Raw genomic sequence first — 17,227 nt, 5'->3', positions numbered from 1 at the left:
AGTCAGATCAGCTCCGGATTCTCTGCGTACACCTCTTCGAGGATCGACATGTCGAACAGTTGGTCCGCCGTAATCTCCAGTCCCGCCTTCGACAGTGCCGCGATGTTCTGCTCGATCAGTTGTGGTGTCATCGTGAACAACCCGTTGGCTTTGGTATCTGCCGACACCACCAGATCGTTCTGGGCGGTGGCTTCCTTGATCTGCTCTTCGAGTTCCAGGTTCTGGTCCTTGCCGTAGACCTCGACGGCAAGCCGTGCCGACTCTGCCGGATCGGCGACCGCATCCTTCCATCCTTGGATCTCGGCCTTCAGGAATGCCTTGAGCTTGTCTCTCTCGTTGTCGATGGTGGACTGGAGAACCGTGAACGATTCGGCGACCAACGGCAGGTTGTAGTCCGCGAAGAGGAAGTGGGCGTTGGGGAAACCTTTGGCGGCCAGTGTGATCGGCTCGTTGGTCACGTAGGAAACCCAGCCGTCCACCTCGCCGTTCGCCAAGGGGCTCGGATCGAACTGTGCGGGAACGATCGTCATCTGGCTTTCGGTCAGTCCGTTTGCTGCCAGGAGCGCTCCGAAGACGAGCTGATTGGAATCCTGGACGCCGATCTTCTTGCCGATCATATCCTGGGGTGAGTTGATCGGTGCCGCAGCGGAACTGACTATCGCAAACGGATTCTTCTGGAATGTCGCCCCGACGATCTTTGCCTCCAGTCCGTCGAGTACGGCGGGGGCTGTGAGCTGCGGTGCGGACATTCCGATCCACACCTTGCCGGTGTCCAAGCCGGCTTCGACGCCGGTGCCGGCTGCGCCACCTGCCACCAGGTCGACATTCCCGAAGCCTGCATCCTTGTAGTAGCCCTTGTCGAGAGCGAAGTACTCGCCCGCGAACTCGATGTTCTTGATCCAGGACAACTGCACTGCAACTGTTCCGAATTCGGAACCGTCGTCCGTGGTTCCGCCACTCGAACTGCTGGAGTCACTGCTACACGCGAGCAATGACGCACTACCGGCGACTGCGATGCCGGTCAGCGCGGAGTAGCGGAAGAAGGCCCTGCGGTCCAGCTGGCGGACGGGCTTGAATGGCGTCATGAATCGGAACACTAGGGCCAGTCGGTTTCGTTCAGTTTGCTTGGGAGACAGAGTTTGTTGAGGTCGTGTTAACAGATGTCACGACTTGCCCGCCGAGGGGCCGAAACGAGACAGAGCGATGCTTTCGAAGATTCCGACCACGGCGTAGAGGATGATCGACACCACGGTGATCACCACGATCGATGCCCACAGTTCGTTGTACTGATAGCGCGGAATGGCTTTGATCATGCTCGAACCCAAACCTTGGCCGCTACCGAGCCATTCGCCGATCAGTGCTCCGATCAAGGCGCCGGGTACGGACACCCTAGCGGCGGCGAACACCGCCGGAAGTGCGGACGGTACGGACACCATTCGCAGTGCCGTCCAACGACTCCCGCCGTACGCGGCAATGAGGTCTTGTGCCTGAGCCGGAGCAGCGCGCAGACCGACCATGATCATGACGAGGGCTGGAAAGAACACCACAATCGCAACCATGACCGTCACACCCACGATTCCGCGCCCGAATATCAGGACGATGATCGGGGTCATCGCAACGAGAGGAACAGATCGTAGAAGCATCGCAACGGGCATGAAAGTCTGTTCGACAGTACGCGAAACGACAAAAATGGATGCGACCACGAGCGCAGCAGTCATTCCGACGGCAAAGCCGACACCGGCGTCGCGCAGAGTGATGAACAGGTTGTCGACGATGCCCGAACGCGCATCGGCAGATTTCGGCCCGGAGAACAGATACTCCCAGACGTCGGCCGGCGTCTTTCCTACACGCGGCCCCACCTGGGGGAAGGCGTTGAGAAAGACCACCCAGATGACAAGCAACAGCGCCGAGGCAATGGCAATGGGAGCGAGGAATCTCAATGTTCCTCGTAGCGCGGTCATTTCTGTGCTCCCGGAGCGCTGGTCCATGGCGTGACGAGTCGGGCGATCGCTGCGACGACGGCGTATCCCAGGCCGGCGAGCAAGGCGGCGGCGATAGCCATACCCCAGGTTCGCGGGACGTTGTACGACGTCTGAGCGGCCGTGAGTGCGACGCCGATCCCGCTGTCCACCCCGCCGAGATACTCACCGAGAATTGCACCCAGTACGGCCGAGGGTGCAGCAATCTTGAGGGCGGCAAAGGTGCTCGGAAGTGCGCTCACAAGTTGAACTTTGGTGAACTTCTGCCAACGCCCACCGCCGTAGGCGGCGACGAGATCGAGGCTCGTCTTGTCTGCCGATCTCAGGCCCGCGAGCGTGCCGACCATCGTGGTGAAGAAGCAGTACATCGCGGCGAGAAAGATCGTGGGGGTCCGGCCGCCGAAGACCACCAGGATGATCGGGCCGAGCGCCAACAACGGTGTGCAGTAGCTCAGGATTGCCAATTGCGTGGCCAACCCCTCGATGGGTGGAATGAGAACGACAAGCACGGCAAGCGTGATCGCCAGCAGGTTTCCCCAGAGAAAGCCCTGTAGCGCACCGGACGCCGTGACGGTGAAATTGGGTCCGTACAGCGACCAGCCGTCGTCGAACATCGTCGACACAACCACCCACGGCGTCGGAATCGTGCCTCCCGCAACACCGGCGGCGGCGAGAATCCACCAGAGAGCGATCAGTCCGCAGATGCCGACTGCACCGCCGAACCATGTCGGACGCTTCAATCGGATCCGGCGCGGTGCTGATGGCTGCGCCGCCGCGGCCGCGACGTTCTCGATATCGGTGATGGTCATGCGACGCCTGCTTTTCCGAAGAGCAGTCCGGAGAGGTAGTCGTGGATCTCGTGGAACTCGGGTGTCCGCATCATCTCGGGCGTCCGCGGGCGCGGCAGGTCGATTGGCACGACTTCGAGGACGCGTCCGGGCCGCGGCGTCATGAGAGCGACGACGTCCGAGAGGAACACAGCCTCGGCGATACCGTGCGTCACCATCAACGTGGTGGCCGGCTTCTCGGTCCAGATTCTGAGCAATTCGATGTTGAGCCGTTGTCTGGTCATGTCGTCGAGCGCGCCGAACGGCTCGTCGAGTAGTAGGACGCTCGGCTTGACGACGAGTGATCGTGCGATCGACACACGCTGACGCATACCGCCGGACAATTGAGCGGGCTTGGCCTTCTCGAATCCTTCGAGGCCGACGAGAGCGATCAGGTCGGCGATCTGGTCGGGGTCGGGATCGATGCCGGCAACCTGAAGCGGCAGTTTGATGTTGGAGGTCACCGTCCGCCACGGCAGTAAAGCCGAATCCTGGAACGCGATTCCGAGTTCGCGACGCTTGCGCAACTCGGCGGGGGACTGCCCGTTGACAAGGGCCGTTCCCGACGTCGGAGTATCGAGGCCCGCGAGAATGCGGAGAACGGTGGACTTCCCGCAACCGGACGGCCCGAGCAGAGACAGAAAAGAGCCTTCGCTGGTTTGAAGGGACACGTCGGTCAGCGCGGTCACCGACCGACGACCCATCTCGAAGGTCTTGCCGAGGCCGGAGATGTCGAGACCGGTTCCAGCGGGGCGAGGTGTGGCGGTGGGACTGGTCATTCCCGCACAGTACGAACGTCCGGTTGCGGTCATGTTGCCTGCGCGTCACCGCTGCGTGAGGCTGGTTCGGCATGTCCTGTCACAGCGTCGTGGTGAGATGGACCTCTGGACGGAGTGAGGGGAGCGAAGATTGCTGAAGTTGTACCGGGCCGAGCGTTCGGACACGTTGGTCTCGGCGCTGGCCACGCTCCTCCGGACACCGTTGTCGGATCCATTCGCCCGCGAAACTGTCGCAGTGCCGGCCAAGGGCGTCGAGCGTTGGCTCAATCAGCGGCTGTCCTCCCAGCTAGGCACGTCCGGACCGTCAGCAGTGGACGGAATTTCTGCGAACATCGCGTTTCCTTCACCCGCGCGCCTGGTCGCAGAGTCCGTGGCCGCGGTCAGTGGAATCACGGCTGACGACGACCCATGGTCGCCGACACGATTGGTGTGGACGGTTCTCGAAGTGATCGACGAGTCCCTCGGCGAGCCCTGGTGCGGCGTCCTGGCGAAGCATCTCGAAGGCCATCGTGAAGGTCGACGGTTCGCCTCCGCTACGCACGTCACCGAACTCTTCCGCAGCTATGCCGCGCAACGCCCGCAGATGCTGATCGACTGGGCAGCCGGGCGGTTGACGGACGGGCATGGGTTACCGCTCTCGGAGGATTTCGAGTGGCAGGCACGTCTGTGGTGCATCGTCGCGGACAGGATCGACCTCCCGGGACCCGCAGAGCGATTGGGGCAGGTAAGCCGCACTCTTGTCGAGGATCCGGCCTTGGTCGACCTGCCGGAACGCCTGTCGGTCTTCGGGCCGACACGTCTGCCGGTCGATCAGCGAATGATCTTGAGCGCCTTGAGCGCGCATCGGGACGTGCACGTTTGGCTCCCGCATCCGAGCCCCGCGTTGTGGAACAAGATGAGCTCGCGCATTCCACCTCGAAGTGAGAGTGAGATCCGACGTTCGGAGGACGGGTCGGCCTTGATATCTGCCAATCCGTTGCTGTCGAGCCTCGCTCGCGACGTTCGTGAACTACAGATCAGCCTCGGTGCCGTCGAGTTCGAGTCGGTGCATCTTCCCGAACCAGCCGGCCCGAAATCCCTCCTGGCGACGGTCAAAGCCGACGTCATCGCAGATCGTGCTCCCAGCGCTTCAGCGGAACCCGATGGGACAGTTCAGGTCCACGCTTGCCACGGGCCGGCACGGCAAGTCGAGGTGCTCCGCGAATGTCTGCTCCGATTGTTCGAGGACGACCCGACATTGCAGCCGCGCGACGTACTCGTGATGTGCCCGGACGTCGAAACTTACTCACCTTTGGTTCGTGCGGCATTCGGGCAGGGTGTCCATGGTCACCCCGGGCACCTTCTGCGAGTTCGTCTGGCAGACCGCGGATTACGTCAGACCAATCCGGTCCTTGCAGTTCTCGGGTCTCTGCTCGAATTGGCCGACGGCAGGGCCACAGCCAGTGAGGTTCTCGACCTTGCTGCGACTCAGCCTGTCCGCACTCGCTTTTCGTGGGGTGACGACGAGTTGGAAAGATTGCGGGAGTGGACGACGGAAGCGGGTGCTCGCTGGGGAATCGGCAGTCGCCAGCGTGCCACGTTCGGTCTCGACGCGTTTCCGCAGAACACATTCAACACCGCCATGGACCGAATCTTGTTGGGGGTCAGCGCGGACGAATCGGAAAACGCCTGGTTGGATCTCGCGCTGCCACTCGATGACGTGGACGGCACCGACATCGATCTGAGTGGACGTTTCGCAGAATTCGTCGATCGCCTGGCCGTCTCGCTTCGCGACCTTGCCGGCCCGCATTCGCCGGCCGAATGGCTTCGCGTGCTGATGCGGGCTCTGGATCTGCTGACCGACACAGTGCCCGCCGATTCCTGGCAGAGCGCGGGGGCACACCGCGAGTTGGTAGCTGCTGTCGAATTCGGCGGAGAGACGGTGTTACGTCTGGCCGATGTTCGCGCGATGCTCTCGCGCAGCCTCGCGGGCAGACCTACGCGTGCCAATTTCCGAACCGGCGAACTGACGGTGTGCACGATGGTTCCGATGCGTTCGGTGCCGCATCGCGTCGTCGTGCTGATCGGGCTCGACGACGAGGTCTTCCCCCGAACCGGTGGAGTCGACGGTGACGACATCTTGTCCCGTGATCCCGTTGTGGGGGAGCGTGATCTGCGCAGTGAAGACAGGCAACTGCTTCTCGATGCCGTGATGTCTGCGGGTGAGCACCTGTTGCTGTTGTATACCGGTGCCGATCCGGTCACCGGTGTCGTCAGACCGCCGGCGATCCCCCTCAGCGGTCTCCTCGACGTACTCAGCGCGACGGTGGGCCCCGAGGCGATGAACGGAGTGCTGACACGGCATCCGTTGCAGTCGTTCGACAATCGAAACTTCTCACCGGACAAGCCGTTCAGCTTTGATACGGCAGCCCTGGCCGGTGCGAGGGCTGCTGCCGGAACACCGGTCGAATTGCCGACAGTCTTGTCGGCCGAGCTACCCGAGGTGCATCCGAAGGAAGTCAACCTCGCCGACCTGGTGAACTTCCTCGTACACCCCGCCCGTGGTTTTCTGCGCCAACGCCTCGGCGTCCGGGTTCCGGAACTCGACGACGACATCGCGGATTCGCTGGCAACCGAGCTCGATCCACTGTCCACCTGGGCTCTGGGTGATCGAATGCTTCTCTCGCGCTTGGCTGGTCGCAGCTCCGCAGATTTCCGTGCAGCCGAGTGGCGCCGCGGTACTTTGCCTCCGTACAACCTGGGCGCCACGGTTCTGGGCAACGTCGAGTGGGTAGTAGACCAACTTGCCGGTCTTGCCTTGCCGCACCTCCGCGGCGACGCCGAGGCCGTCGACGTCGACATTGATCTCGGGGACGGGCGCCGACTCACCGGAACGGTGACCGGGGTGCACGGCAATTCCGTGGTTCGGGCGTCGTATTCCTCACTGGCGCCCAAACATCGGATGACGGTCTGGATCAACCTGCTCGCCCTGAAAGCTCACGGACGACCAGGTGCGCTTGATGCAGTGTCCATCGGACGGGGTCGGGGAAAGATAGCAGCGGCGCGATCAGTGCTCGATGCGCCGGGTAACGCCGTCGAACTCCTGAAGCAGTTGGTGGACCTACGGGAGCAGGGGCTGCAGCGCCCGTTGCCGATGTGGGCCGCGACTTCAGCCGAATATGCGCGCCGACGCTTCGGCGGCGAGTCGGTCGACGATGCGACAAACGGAGCGGACACCCAGTGGACCGGACAGTACGGCGAGATGATCGATCCAAGCAACGCTTACGTTTTCGGTGAAGCACGAACACTTGCGGAGCTGGCGGCGGACCCGCCATCGGACGACGAGTTCGTCTGGGCCGAGGAACCGACTCGGTTCGGAGTTCTCGCCCGACGACTGTGGGATCCGTTGCTGACCAACGAAAGAGCGGAGTAACCCGTGGACTTCGATCTTTTGGGGCCACTGCCTACCGGTACCACGGTGTTGGAAGCGAGCGCCGGAACTGGCAAGACCTACGCGATCGTCGGACTCGCGACCCGTTGCGTTGCCGAAGGTCTCGCTGACATATCGCAAGTTCTGCTGGTGACATTCAGCAGGGCTGCTACTCAGGAACTTCGTGAGCGTGCCAGGGAGCGGTTCGCCGGAGTGTCCGCAGCACTGGTTGACCCAGAGGCAGCCCGGCGGTCGGAAGATGATCTGGTGGAAGACCTGGCCACAGCTGACGACGAGGAAGTCGGCGTGCGGCGTCGCCGACTCCTGCGTGCCCTCGCGGAGTTCGACGCCGGCACCATCACGACCACTCACAGCTTCTGTCAGCGGATGCTCGACGGACTCGGCATCGCCGGGGAACGGGAGCCCGACACAACTTTTGTGGAATCGGTCGACGACCTGATCAGTGAGGTCGTCTCGGATTTGTACCTCAGCCGCTACAGCCGGACGGACTCGTCTCCACCGTTCTCCACGAAGGATGCGCTCGCCATTGCGCGAAGCGCAGTCGGCGATGGTCAGGCAATTCTCGAACCCGATGGCGAGGAGGAGACCGCACCCGGCCAGCGCGTCCTGTTCGCGGCTGCTGCTCGTGTCGAGGTCGAACGACGTAAGCGGATCAAAGGAATCCGCGACTTCAACGATCTGCTGACGCTGTTGCACGGTGTATTGACGGATCCGGAATACGGCCCCGTCGCGTGCCGTCGGGTGCGCGAGAAGTTCAAGGTCGTGCTGATCGACGAGTTCCAGGACACCGATCCGTTGCAGTGGGACATTCTGCGGTTGGCCTTCCACGGACACACCACACTGGTCCTGGTCGGTGATCCCAAACAAGCCATCTATGCGTTCCGCGGGGCAGAAGTCCTGAGTTATCTCGATGCGGTCAAGCAGGCGGATGCGCACCAGGAGTTGACCACCAATTGGCGTAGCGACCCAGGGTTGTTGGCGGCACTCGAACACCTCTACGGCGGCGCTGCACTCGGTAACGAGGGCATCGTCGCGCATCCGGTGGAGGCTTCGCACAAGAAGTCTCGGTTGTCCGGGCCGGTGCCGATGCGTGTGCGCCATCTACCGCGAACCGGAGCCGGCCCGCTCAATCGTTCGGGATTTCCGGCAGTCGGCAGACTTCGCAGTCGTGTCGCAGACGACGTCGCAGCAGACGTGGTCGGTCTGCTGGGCAGCGATGCCCGATTGGCCGTCGACGGTGATCCACGCCCGGTCGAACCGGGAGACGTCGCGGTGTTGGTACGAACCCACAAGCACGTGGCGATGATTCGCGATGCGCTCGATGCCGTAGGTGTACCGTCCGTGCTGACCGGTGGGTCCAGTGTTTTCGCGACACCCAGTGCGACGCAGTGGCTGTGGCTGCTGCAGGCGATCGAGCAGCCCCATCGCTCCGATCGTGTCCGGTTGACGGCCCTCTCCCCGATTTTCGGGCGCACCTCCGAAGAACTGGACGCGGACGGCGACAACGTCGTCGCGGAACTCGCGGGTCAACTGCGCTCCTACTCCGGGTTGTTTGCGCGCGTCGGGTTCGCGGCTGTGTTCGAAAGGATCTCTGCCGAAACAAATCTGGAGAAGCGTGTACTCGCGGCCCCTTCCGGCGAACGAGATTTCACCGATCTGCGGCACGTCGCACAACTTCTCGGTCGCGTCGCCACCGAGGAAGCGTTCGGGTTGAGCGCACTGGTTCGCTGGCTTTCCGACCGGATCAAAGACCCGACGTCCGGGAGTGCCACCGACCGAAGCCGTCGCCTCGACAGTGACGCTGCCGCAGTGCAAATCGCGACGGTGCACGCCACCAAAGGGCTCGAGTTCCCGATCGTCTACGTCCCGTTCAGTTGGGAGAGCGTGGGCGGCTTCAACTCGCCGACGCAACTGTTGCACGACCCGGAGGGACGCCGCATCCTCGACGTCGGTGGGCAGGAAGGACCGGGGTACAACGCCAGAAAGACTGTTGCGGAGGCCGAAGAAGCGGGCGAAGAACTGCGGCTGCTGTACGTGGCGCTGACCCGGGCGCAGTGCCAACTAGTGCTCTGGTGGGCGCCAAGCTACGGGACCTCGCGCTCGCCACTGCACCGGTTGATGCTCGGACGTACACCCGGCATCGCCGAACCTGCTCGGGTAGTGAAGGTGCTCGACGACGGTACAACCGCAGCACGTCTCGCAACCTGGCCGGCAGCAGCGTCCGACGTGATCTCGGTGGAACCAGTTGGTCCACATCCGCCCTCGCCCGTCCAGTGGTCCAGAGCAGCCGCGGATGTGTCCGAACTGGCCGCGGCGCGTTTCGGTCGAGACCTGGACACTCTGTGGCGTCGTACGTCGTACTCGGCACTCACCGCCGGAGCTCACCACGCGGTCACGACCACCGACAGTGAAGTCGAGGATCCCGAAAAGGACGACGAGCCGGACGATTCCGTAGACATCGGGACCGTCGCCCCCTCCCCACTGGAGGCGTTGCCTTCACCGATGAACGGACTTCCTGCGGGCGCCGCATTCGGCACACTGGTGCATGAAGTGCTCGAGGTGGTGGACACGGCTGCGGCAGATCTGAGAGCGGAACTCGGGATGCGCTGCGCCGAGGCGGTCTCGATTCGGGCGGCCGACGTGGACTCGGAAGCACTCGCAGATGCGCTGTATCTGGTGATGCAGACTCCCTTGGGATTCGGAACCTTGGCCACGATCGCGCCGAAAGATCGACTTCCCGAACTCGATTTCGAACTCCCACTGGCCGGCGGCGATGATCCGGTGTCGATGAATGTCACACTTCGCGGAGTGTCGGAACTGTTGAGGCGCCACCTTCCTACGGACGACATTCTGGCGTCGTACGCCGACTATCTGGACCGTGTCGAGACGCCACCGATGCGCGGATTCCTGACGGGCAGTATCGACGCAGTCTTGCGGATCCCGGGCCCGTCGTTCGTGATCGTCGATTACAAGACCAACAGGATCGGCCGCGGTGATCTGACGGCTGCCAACTACACGCGCGAACTCATGGCGACGGAGATGATGCGCTCTCACTATCCGCTGCAAGCGCTGCTGTATTCGGTTGCACTGCATCGGTATCTGCGGTGGCGACTGCCTGATTACAATCCGCACCGTCATCTCGGCGGCGCTCAGTATCAATTCGTGCGTGGGATGCTCGGCCCGGACAGCCCTCCGGAATGCGGTGTCTTCGAATGGAAGCCGCCTGCTCAGTTGACAGTCGAACTGTCGGATCTGCTGGCAGGTCTTGATGCGTCCCACACAGCAGGGGAGAGGGCTCGATGACCGAGGCGCAACTGGCGCAGCGCGCCAAAGGGATTGTGCGGATCTTCAACGAAGCTGGGGTGCTGGTTGCCGCCGATGTCCATGTCGCGACGCGGGTGTGCAGCCTGGGCGGTGAAACGTCGGACGAGGTGATGCTGGCCGCAGCGTTGGCGGTCCGGGCCGTGCGATCAGGTTCGGTGTGCCTCGATCTGCGACGGATGCGTGATGTGAGCGTCGACAACGCGACGGAAGAAGAACTTACCTCGTTGCCGTGGCCCGAACCGTCGGAGATTGTTGCTGCCCTTCGCCTGAGCCCTCTGGTGATCGGCGGCAACGCCGGCCCGCTCAGGCCGCTCCGGTTGGTCGACACGGATGACGGCGAGCTTCTCTACCTCGATCGATACTTTCTGCAGGAGCAGACGATTCGGCGAGTCCTCGGTGAGCGTGCGTCCACCTGGCCACCCGCCGACGTGAAAGCCGTCCGAGCGCGACTGGATTCGTTGTTCGCCGACGAGAACGGTCCGACCACCGCACCTGATCGTCAACGGATAGCCGCTGCTCTCGCCGCGACACAGTGGACCACGGTCATCGCCGGTGGGCCCGGAACCGGCAAAACCCATACGGTCGCACGTATTCTCGCGCTTCTGTCGGCAGAGCTGGGATCGAACGCCCGCATCGGACTGGCCGCACCGACGGGTAAGGCCGCAGCACGGCTGCAGGAGTCCGTTCGTGAGCAGACAGCGAGCCTTGGCCTTCCTAAAGAACTCGCGGCGATGACGTTGCATCGGTTGCTCGGTTGGCAGCGGGGGAGTTCGAGTCGCTTCAAATACAATGCCACCAACAGGCTTCCCTACGACGTGGTCGTCGTCGACGAGACGTCGATGGTCTCGCTCACGTTGATGGCGCGCCTGCTCGAGGCCGTTCGCCCCGATGCCCGGCTACTGCTCGTCGGCGATCCCGATCAGTTGACGTCCGTCGACGCTGGCGCTGTTCTTGCTGATCTTGTCGCCCGCCCGGTAGAAGTCAGTGGAAATCCGGCGCTGACGCAGTTGGTGGGTGACGATCTCACGGCCACTGGTTCCGAAGAGGCGCTGAGTACGGATGAACAGGATCGTCTGCGGGGCGGGATCATTCAACTCTCCCGTGGACGCCGCTTCGACGGAACTATCGCCCTGTTGGCCCGGGCAGTTCGAGCTGGAGATTCCGCTGAGGTTCTGCGCATCCTGCGTAGTGGCGATCCTGCCGTCTCCTTCCATTCGCCCGAGGACGTTGACGCACTGCGCGCCGACATCGTCGCGAGTTCAGAGGTGGTGACGGCGTCGGCTGAAGTGGGTGATGCGATCGGCGCACTGAAAGGCCTGGAATCGCACCGCCTTCTGTGCGCCCATCGTGACGGGCCGTACGGTGTCGGGCGGTGGGCGCAACAGGCGATGGAGTGGGTCGGCACGGCATCAGGACAATTCCTGGACCCGACGCGGTGGTATCCGGGCCAGCCGCTGCTCGTGACGGCCAACGACTACGAGGCCAAGATCTACAACGGGGACGCCGGGGTGATCGTGCAGCGTGAGGATGGCGTTCCCATTGCCGCCTTCCAGCGTGGTAGTGATGCGTTTCTGCTTCACCCGAGCCAACTCTCGTCGGTGCAGACCGTCTACGCGATGACGATTCACCGGAGCCAGGGCAGCCAGTACGACACGGTATCGGTGATGTTGCCGGCCGAAGCGTCGTCACTGCTGACCCGGGAGTTGTTGTACACGGCGATCACTCGTGCCAGAAACCATGTGAGAGTGATCGGCACCGAGGATTCCGTGAGGGCGGGAGTTCAGCGGCAGGTGCTCAGGGCAAGTGGACTGCGTCGTGAGATCCGTCCGTACGACGGGCCGTGAAAGTCGGATCTTGCTGATTCTCTTGGTCATACGTTGTATACGACGAACACCTTGCGCACGGTCTCGGTGACCATCCATGTACCCTTCCATCCGATGGGGAAGATTGCACTCGTACCGGCAATGAGATGTACGGGATCGCCGTCGTCCTCCTCGACGGTCATGGCGCCGGAGACGATGGTGATGATCTCGCCGCGGGTGAGGAACTCCCACCGCGACATTCCCGGTTCGCTCTCCCAGACTCCGGATTGAATGCGCCCGTCATCGCTGGTGAACTCGACGTCTGCACGGGTGATGATGTCTCCGCCGAGTGGCTCTGCACTGGGTTGGCCGAGCAGTGCTTGCTGAAAGATCCCGCTTGCGCTGTTCAGTTCTGCGGCTCGGAAGGTAACGGTCACAATTCGATCCTGACTTTCGAAACTCATGTGAATCATCGGACTTGTCGATGATGTCGTGTGTCTGCTGAGCCGGGATACATTCACTTGTCGCATCTTTCGACAGTTCGCTGGTACAGATGTCGAAAGTGCGATCGACCACCATTCAACCGAGGTTCAAGGAACCATCTCGCGCCGAAACATGCCCGAGCGCATGGTGAAACGCCCCCGCGTTGGTGATCTCGAACGGGGTGATCGATTGTGTGTGAGGGGCTTACGTGGTGGACGCTGTCAACGAGGTGATGAAGCGCTCGGCTGCCGCGTCGACCTCGGCGTCGGGGGTGAGCAACCTCTGCAGCAGCAGTCCTCGCAGACATGCGGTTGCGATGATGCTCTGCTGCTTTGCGTCCACCACTGCGAATCCTTCGCGGAGGGCCGCCGCTTCGAGCAGGTGCGCCAAATCGTCGAGGTCGGCGGCGAAATCTTGAAATGCTTTGTGCTCGTAGACCGCAAGTCCGGCCAGGTGAAAAAAGGTGCGGCTTCGATCTTCGTGCTCGGCGTTCGAGTAGAAGGTCCAGATCGCCCTGCACAGGGCTGCGAACCCGAGATCTCTGCCCATCGCGGCGATGACGAGGTTGTCACGGCGGCGAGCTTCCGACAGCACGGCGCTGAGGAGACCCGGTCGTGATCCGAAGTGATAGGTCAGCAGCGTGTGGTGCACTCCGAGTCGCTCCGCTACTTGGCGCATCGACAGCTTCGGGCTTGGGCCGGTTTCACCGAACTCGTCGAACAGTGCCTGTAGCAGTCGCTCTCGACCCTCCCCAACCGGCGATCTCACGCTACCTCCATTGACGGGTTCACCACTGTTGAGTACGGTACCGCATATCGAATTCACCAGTGTTTAGGAGAGTGGTTTCCAATGCTCGGGAGGTCCCTTTGACTGACGTATGGTTTGCCGGCGGCATGGTCGCGGATGGATCGGGTACCGACCCGGTCGAAGTCGACGTGTGCGTGAGCGACGGCATTGTCACCGCGATCGGACAGGCACCGTCGGGTTCGACCACGGTTGACTTGGACGGCATGCTTCTGACTCCGGGGCTCATCGATGCCCATGTCCACCTGGGCATTTCGAGTCCGATCCGAAGGCAATTCGGGTTTGAGCTCTCGGCAGCCGAACTGGCTGCTGGCATCTTCGCCACCGCGGGCCATGCCCTTGACGCGGGCTTCACCACGGTGCGAGACGTCGGTGGCATCGACGGCGGAGTCGTCGACGTTATTGCGAGCGGCAAGGTGCGTGGTCCGCGTGTCCTCTCGTGTGGTCCTGTGCAGTGCCAGACCGGTGGGCACGGCTACTACGGGGCCGCATGGGAGCCGACCGAGCTGTGGAACATGCACCACATTCCAGGGCTCTGCGCCTTGTCCTTGATGTCGGGTAATGCCGACGAGCTACGACGCAACGTGCGCGAGTCGTTCCGCCGAGGGGCAACATTTCTGAAACTGTGCGTCACCGGTGGTGTCGTCGGAGGCCATGACCGCCTCACCGACACACAGTTCACCGTTGAGGAAATCTCCGTGGCAGTGGAAGAAGCAGCGTCGCGCGGCACCTACGTCACGGTGCACGCGCACAACAATGCGGGCATTCGCAACGCAGTGCGGGCCGGTGTCCGGTGCGTGGAACATGGCACCGACATCGACGAAGAGACTGCTCAGTTGATGCGCGAGCACGACGTGGCTCTGGTCCCCACCTTCGCTGTGGTCGAGCAGTTGACGGACACCGAGAGCATGGACCTGGACCCCGCAATACGAGACCGCGCCGCCGGAGTCCGTCAGCGCATGGCCTCGGCACTCGCGGTCTCTCGCGCAGCAGGCCTGAGGATCGGCCTGGGCTCGGACCTCATCGGGCCGCACCAAAAGCGCCGAGGTGAGGAGTTGCGCTTGCGCGCGGAGTTGGAGTCGCCGATGCATGCACTCGTTTCGGCCACCAGCGTCAATGCCGACATTCTCGGTATCGGGGAAACTGTCGGGAGGATCCGCGTCGGTATGCAGGCGGACATGGTTGCCTGGCAGCAAGACCCACTCCGAGACGCAAAGGTGTTCGCCGATCCGGAGATGGCTGTTCTCGTCGTGAAGTCCGGCAATATCGTCAAGGGAGACGTTCGATGAGCGCAATGCTGCACGGATGTTTTGCAGACACGGAGTACTTCGAAATAACGGCGAAGTCGGGGCACAGCTACGGCGTCTGGGTGACCACACCCCCCGGCTACGCGGACTCCACGGATCCCTTACCGCTGATCTACGTGATGGACGGCAACTGGGCTGTAGGTCTTACCGCCCCGCTCATCGTCACGCAGGCAGACCCGTACCTGACGGTCGCCCCGTACATCCAGGTCAGTGTCGGATATGCCGGTGAGGAAGCCGCCAACTGGGCACGGCTCCGCAACCGCGATCTCGTGCCGCCCGGGGAACCGGTAGGCGAAGAAATGACGGCTACTCTTGCCGCTGCTCGTGACTCGGGTGCAATGACCCAGGAGTACGTGGACGCCTACCTCGAGGAGCTGGCAGACACCCACGCGGACGTCTTCCTCGACTTCCTGACCAACGAACTCCACCCTCACCTGTACTCGTCGGAGCTACGTGTCAGCGAGTCCGGGCACGGACTCTTCGGGTACTCGTACGGAGGCCTTTTCGCCCTCTACGCATGGCTGCGCGACGCGCCCCCATTCGCGACCTTCGGTGCGGGTAGTCCCGGAGTTGTGAACGCCGACAGCCAGATCCACACACTGGTCGAGGCCCGGCCGGAGCGCGGCGTGGGCTCAGTTGTGCCGCAGCTGCACGTCACGCTGAACGAAGCCGAACTGACAGGGCCCATTCCGATCTATCGCGGACTGGCACGTAACGTTCTCGCTGTCGTGGAGCAGTTGCACGGCACGGGGTGGTCGCAGGATGTTTCGACCGCGTTGTTGCACGAGACGCATGTCACCGGGCTGCAGGCATCGTTCCTGAGCTACTTGAAAAAATGCCATGCACGGTAGCTGTTCGTCCCGGCGACGATGTGCACGCCGACACGTTCGACGGGCGATTTTCCGTAGACGCCGTTGAAGGAGAAGTCGGCTGTGGGCGTCCACGAGGTGGTGGACACCCACAGCCGTGTCTATTCAGTTGTCGAGGCTATCGATTCTCCAAGCCGGACAACACTTCTAGCCCATGACGGTCCCGGTCGACTCGGCATTGGGTGCCCGAAGGCGGGAGAATGCGCCGAGGTCGATTTCGAGCCCGGTGTGCATCCCGACATAGGTCAGGGGATCAGCGTCGTGATCGTGTCCAGCTTCCACCTGGTCGATGATCCTGGACATGAGGCGCCCGGCGATGGGCGCATTCTTGAATTGGTTTCCGCTGGTGCCCATGGCGACGTAGAAACCTCGTTTATCTGTCTTGTCGTAGATCGGGGTCCAATCAGATGCTGCGTCGTACACGCCGGCAATACCTTTCGGTTGTGACGGGACTTCCAAGCTGGGGAAACGTCTGGCGGCGCGGAAAACTTGCGCTTCGAACCGGGCAACAGTGCGATTCGGGTTCGCGGTATCAGGATCGTCGATCCACTCGAGCGGATCGCAATCCGGTTCGGTCCCGCCGACAAGGAAACCGTTCCCAGGTTCGGCTCGCATGTAGGTTCCGAGATCCAAATCGGCGATCATCGGGCCGAGGATCTCGTCGTCGTTGTACCCAGTGGGTGCGGTGACGTGATGGACCTCCTGACGCAAGGGCCGAACCGAAACCTTGAAGTCGGACCCGACATTCGACAGCTTGTTGAACTCTCCCGACCAGGGGCCGGCAGCGTTGACGACAATCTTGGATTTCACACTTTCCCCGTCGTGGAGCCCTAACTGCCAGATGCCGTCAGACAACTGCTCGACTGCCACCACACGCGTGTTGTACGCGAAAACCGCACCGTGCGAACGTGCTGCCGCAGCAAGATTCGCGGCGGCCAGTTGCGGGTCGTCGACGAACCCCGCCTGAGGTGTGTACAGCGCTCCGAGCGTGGTTTCCGCATCTGCGAAGAATGACTCCGAGTCGACTGGCTTGGGCGGATAGTATTTACCTGCGTCGATACCGGGAATTTTCTCGACGAGTGTCGTTGCGTCCCAGAGCTGGTAGTCGATTCCGATCTTCTCGAATAATCCAATCGTGCGCGCGTGGGGTGCGACGTCGACGTCGAGCAGTGCCATTCCGCATTGCCGAAACTTCGCAAGCGCGCCGTCGACTGTCGCGTTGAGATGCTCGTTCCAGTTTTGCCAGCAATGCAGCGACTCCCAAGCTGCAGCCATACCGTCGAATGTGGAGTAGTTGAACCGGATAACCGCACTGGATGCACTGGTCGAGCCGTAGCCCGGACCGCCAGACTTGTCGATGACCAGGACTTCGTAACCTCGAGCGGCCAGTTCATAAGCGATGGAGCTGCCGATTACTCCAGCTCCGACGACAACTGCGTCGGTCTTGTTGTTAGGCACTTTCGGCCCCTCCTTCTTGTGGCTTCGCCAGGTCGAAAGCGCATCTCTTCGACTGGCGAGCTTGGGTTCTTGGTAAGCCTGACGGCTTCGACCTCCTCTGGAGAGCCGCACCCCGACTTCTCGGAATGGGCTCTGCCTTGCCTGATTTCGCACCTGAAGGCCCAG

12 protein-coding genes are annotated in these 17,227 nt (G+C 62.4%); 5 read left to right on the top strand and 7 right to left on the bottom strand.

Going from position 1 to position 17,227, the window contains the following annotated elements; genetic code table 11:
- Nucleotides 1-2 precede the first annotated feature (2 nt).
- From ACFQ6H_RS06975 to ACFQ6H_RS06960, 4 genes are all read right to left on the bottom strand, one after another.
- Nucleotides 3-1,085 carry an ABC transporter substrate-binding protein gene (locus tag ACFQ6H_RS06975; protein WP_020968444.1) on the bottom strand — a complete coding sequence of 361 codons (1,083 nt, stop codon included), beginning with the start codon at nt 1,083-1,085 and terminating at the stop codon, nt 3-5.
- 78 nt (nt 1,086-1,163) lie between these two features.
- On the bottom strand, nt 1,164-1,961 hold the full coding sequence (locus ACFQ6H_RS06970) for an ABC transporter permease (protein ID WP_378546509.1): 798 nt from the start codon (nt 1,959-1,961) through the stop codon (nt 1,164-1,166).
- The gene (locus tag ACFQ6H_RS06965) at nt 1,958-2,788 is read right to left on the bottom strand and encodes an ABC transporter permease (RefSeq protein WP_378448887.1); all 831 of its coding nucleotides are present in this window, start codon (nt 2,786-2,788) and stop codon (nt 1,958-1,960) included. The genes ACFQ6H_RS06970 and ACFQ6H_RS06965 overlap by 4 nt, the downstream gene beginning before the upstream one ends.
- Nucleotides 2,785-3,618 carry an ABC transporter ATP-binding protein gene (locus ACFQ6H_RS06960; RefSeq protein WP_378644928.1) on the bottom strand — a complete coding sequence of 278 codons (834 nt, stop codon included), beginning with the start codon at nt 3,616-3,618 and terminating at the stop codon, nt 2,785-2,787. The genes ACFQ6H_RS06965 and ACFQ6H_RS06960 overlap by 4 nt, the downstream gene beginning before the upstream one ends.
- 97 nt (nt 3,619-3,715) lie before the next feature.
- On the opposite strand from ACFQ6H_RS06960, the gene recC reads away from it, so the two are divergent.
- Genes recC through recD form a run of 3 tightly spaced genes read left to right on the top strand, consistent with a single transcriptional unit; the run spans nt 3,716 to nt 12,183 of the window.
- The gene (recC, locus tag ACFQ6H_RS06955) at nt 3,716-6,997 is read left to right on the top strand and encodes an exodeoxyribonuclease V subunit gamma (RefSeq protein ID WP_378644925.1); all 3,282 of its coding nucleotides are present in this window, start codon (nt 3,716-3,718) and stop codon (nt 6,995-6,997) included.
- Nucleotides 6,998-7,000: 3 nt separating this feature from the next.
- Entirely contained in the window at nt 7,001-10,318 is a 3,318-nt protein-coding gene (locus ACFQ6H_RS06950) for a UvrD-helicase domain-containing protein (protein WP_378644922.1), read from the top strand.
- A complete protein-coding gene (recD, locus tag ACFQ6H_RS06945; RefSeq protein WP_378644920.1) occupies nt 10,315-12,183 on the top strand; it encodes an exodeoxyribonuclease V subunit alpha in 1,869 nt (622 codons plus the stop codon). The genes ACFQ6H_RS06950 and recD overlap by 4 nt, the downstream gene beginning before the upstream one ends.
- A 26-nt stretch (nt 12,184-12,209) precedes the next feature.
- Here recD and ACFQ6H_RS06940 read toward each other — a convergent pair whose 3' ends face one another.
- Nucleotides 12,210-12,578: a cupin domain-containing protein gene (locus ACFQ6H_RS06940; protein WP_378546524.1), complete on the bottom strand. Its 369-nt coding sequence runs from the start codon at nt 12,576-12,578 to the stop codon at nt 12,210-12,212.
- Nucleotides 12,579-12,828: 250 nt separating this feature from the next.
- Entirely contained in the window at nt 12,829-13,392 is a 564-nt protein-coding gene (locus tag ACFQ6H_RS06935; protein WP_378644917.1) for a TetR/AcrR family transcriptional regulator, read from the bottom strand.
- A 98-nt stretch (nt 13,393-13,490) separates the two neighbouring features.
- On the opposite strand from ACFQ6H_RS06935, the gene ACFQ6H_RS06930 reads away from it, so the two are divergent.
- The gene (locus tag ACFQ6H_RS06930; protein ID WP_378644914.1) at nt 13,491-14,717 is read left to right on the top strand and encodes an amidohydrolase family protein; all 1,227 of its coding nucleotides are present in this window, start codon (nt 13,491-13,493) and stop codon (nt 14,715-14,717) included.
- Nucleotides 14,714-15,586 carry an alpha/beta hydrolase gene (locus tag ACFQ6H_RS06925; RefSeq protein WP_378644911.1) on the top strand — a complete coding sequence of 291 codons (873 nt, stop codon included), beginning with the start codon at nt 14,714-14,716 and terminating at the stop codon, nt 15,584-15,586. Before ACFQ6H_RS06930 ends, ACFQ6H_RS06925 begins: the two co-directional genes overlap by 4 nt.
- 165 nt (nt 15,587-15,751) lie before the next feature.
- On the opposite strand, the gene ACFQ6H_RS06920 is transcribed toward ACFQ6H_RS06925, so the two are convergent.
- The gene (locus ACFQ6H_RS06920) at nt 15,752-17,062 is read right to left on the bottom strand and encodes an NAD(P)/FAD-dependent oxidoreductase (RefSeq protein ID WP_378535102.1); all 1,311 of its coding nucleotides are present in this window, start codon (nt 17,060-17,062) and stop codon (nt 15,752-15,754) included.
- Nucleotides 17,063-17,227: the final 165 nt, after the last annotated feature.

The sequence above is a fragment of the Rhodococcus sp. NPDC056506 genome (assembly GCF_042794945.1).
GTDB lineage: Bacteria > Actinomycetota > Actinomycetes > Mycobacteriales > Mycobacteriaceae > Rhodococcus_F.
Note: the sequence above shows the minus strand (reverse complement) of the source record. Positions and strands in the feature narration are given on the sequence as shown.

Excerpts from the sequence above, each read along its gene's own strand:
- ACFQ6H_RS06975 (WP_020968444.1), bottom strand. The coding sequence starts at position 1,085 with ATGACGCCATTCAAGCCCGTCCGCCAGCTGGACCGCAGGGCCTTCTTC.
- ACFQ6H_RS06970 (WP_378546509.1), bottom strand. The coding sequence starts at position 1,961 with ATGACCGCGCTACGAGGAACATTGAGATTCCTCGCTCCCATTGCCATT.
- ACFQ6H_RS06965 (WP_378448887.1), bottom strand. The coding sequence starts at position 2,788 with ATGACCATCACCGATATCGAGAACGTCGCGGCCGCGGCGGCGCAGCCA.
- ACFQ6H_RS06960 (WP_378644928.1), bottom strand. The coding sequence starts at position 3,618 with ATGACCGCAACCGGACGTTCGTACTGTGCGGGAATGACCAGTCCCACC.
- recD (WP_378644920.1), top strand. The coding sequence starts at position 10,315 with ATGACCGAGGCGCAACTGGCGCAGCGCGCCAAAGGGATTGTGCGGATC.
- ACFQ6H_RS06925 (WP_378644911.1), top strand. The coding sequence starts at position 14,714 with ATGAGCGCAATGCTGCACGGATGTTTTGCAGACACGGAGTACTTCGAA.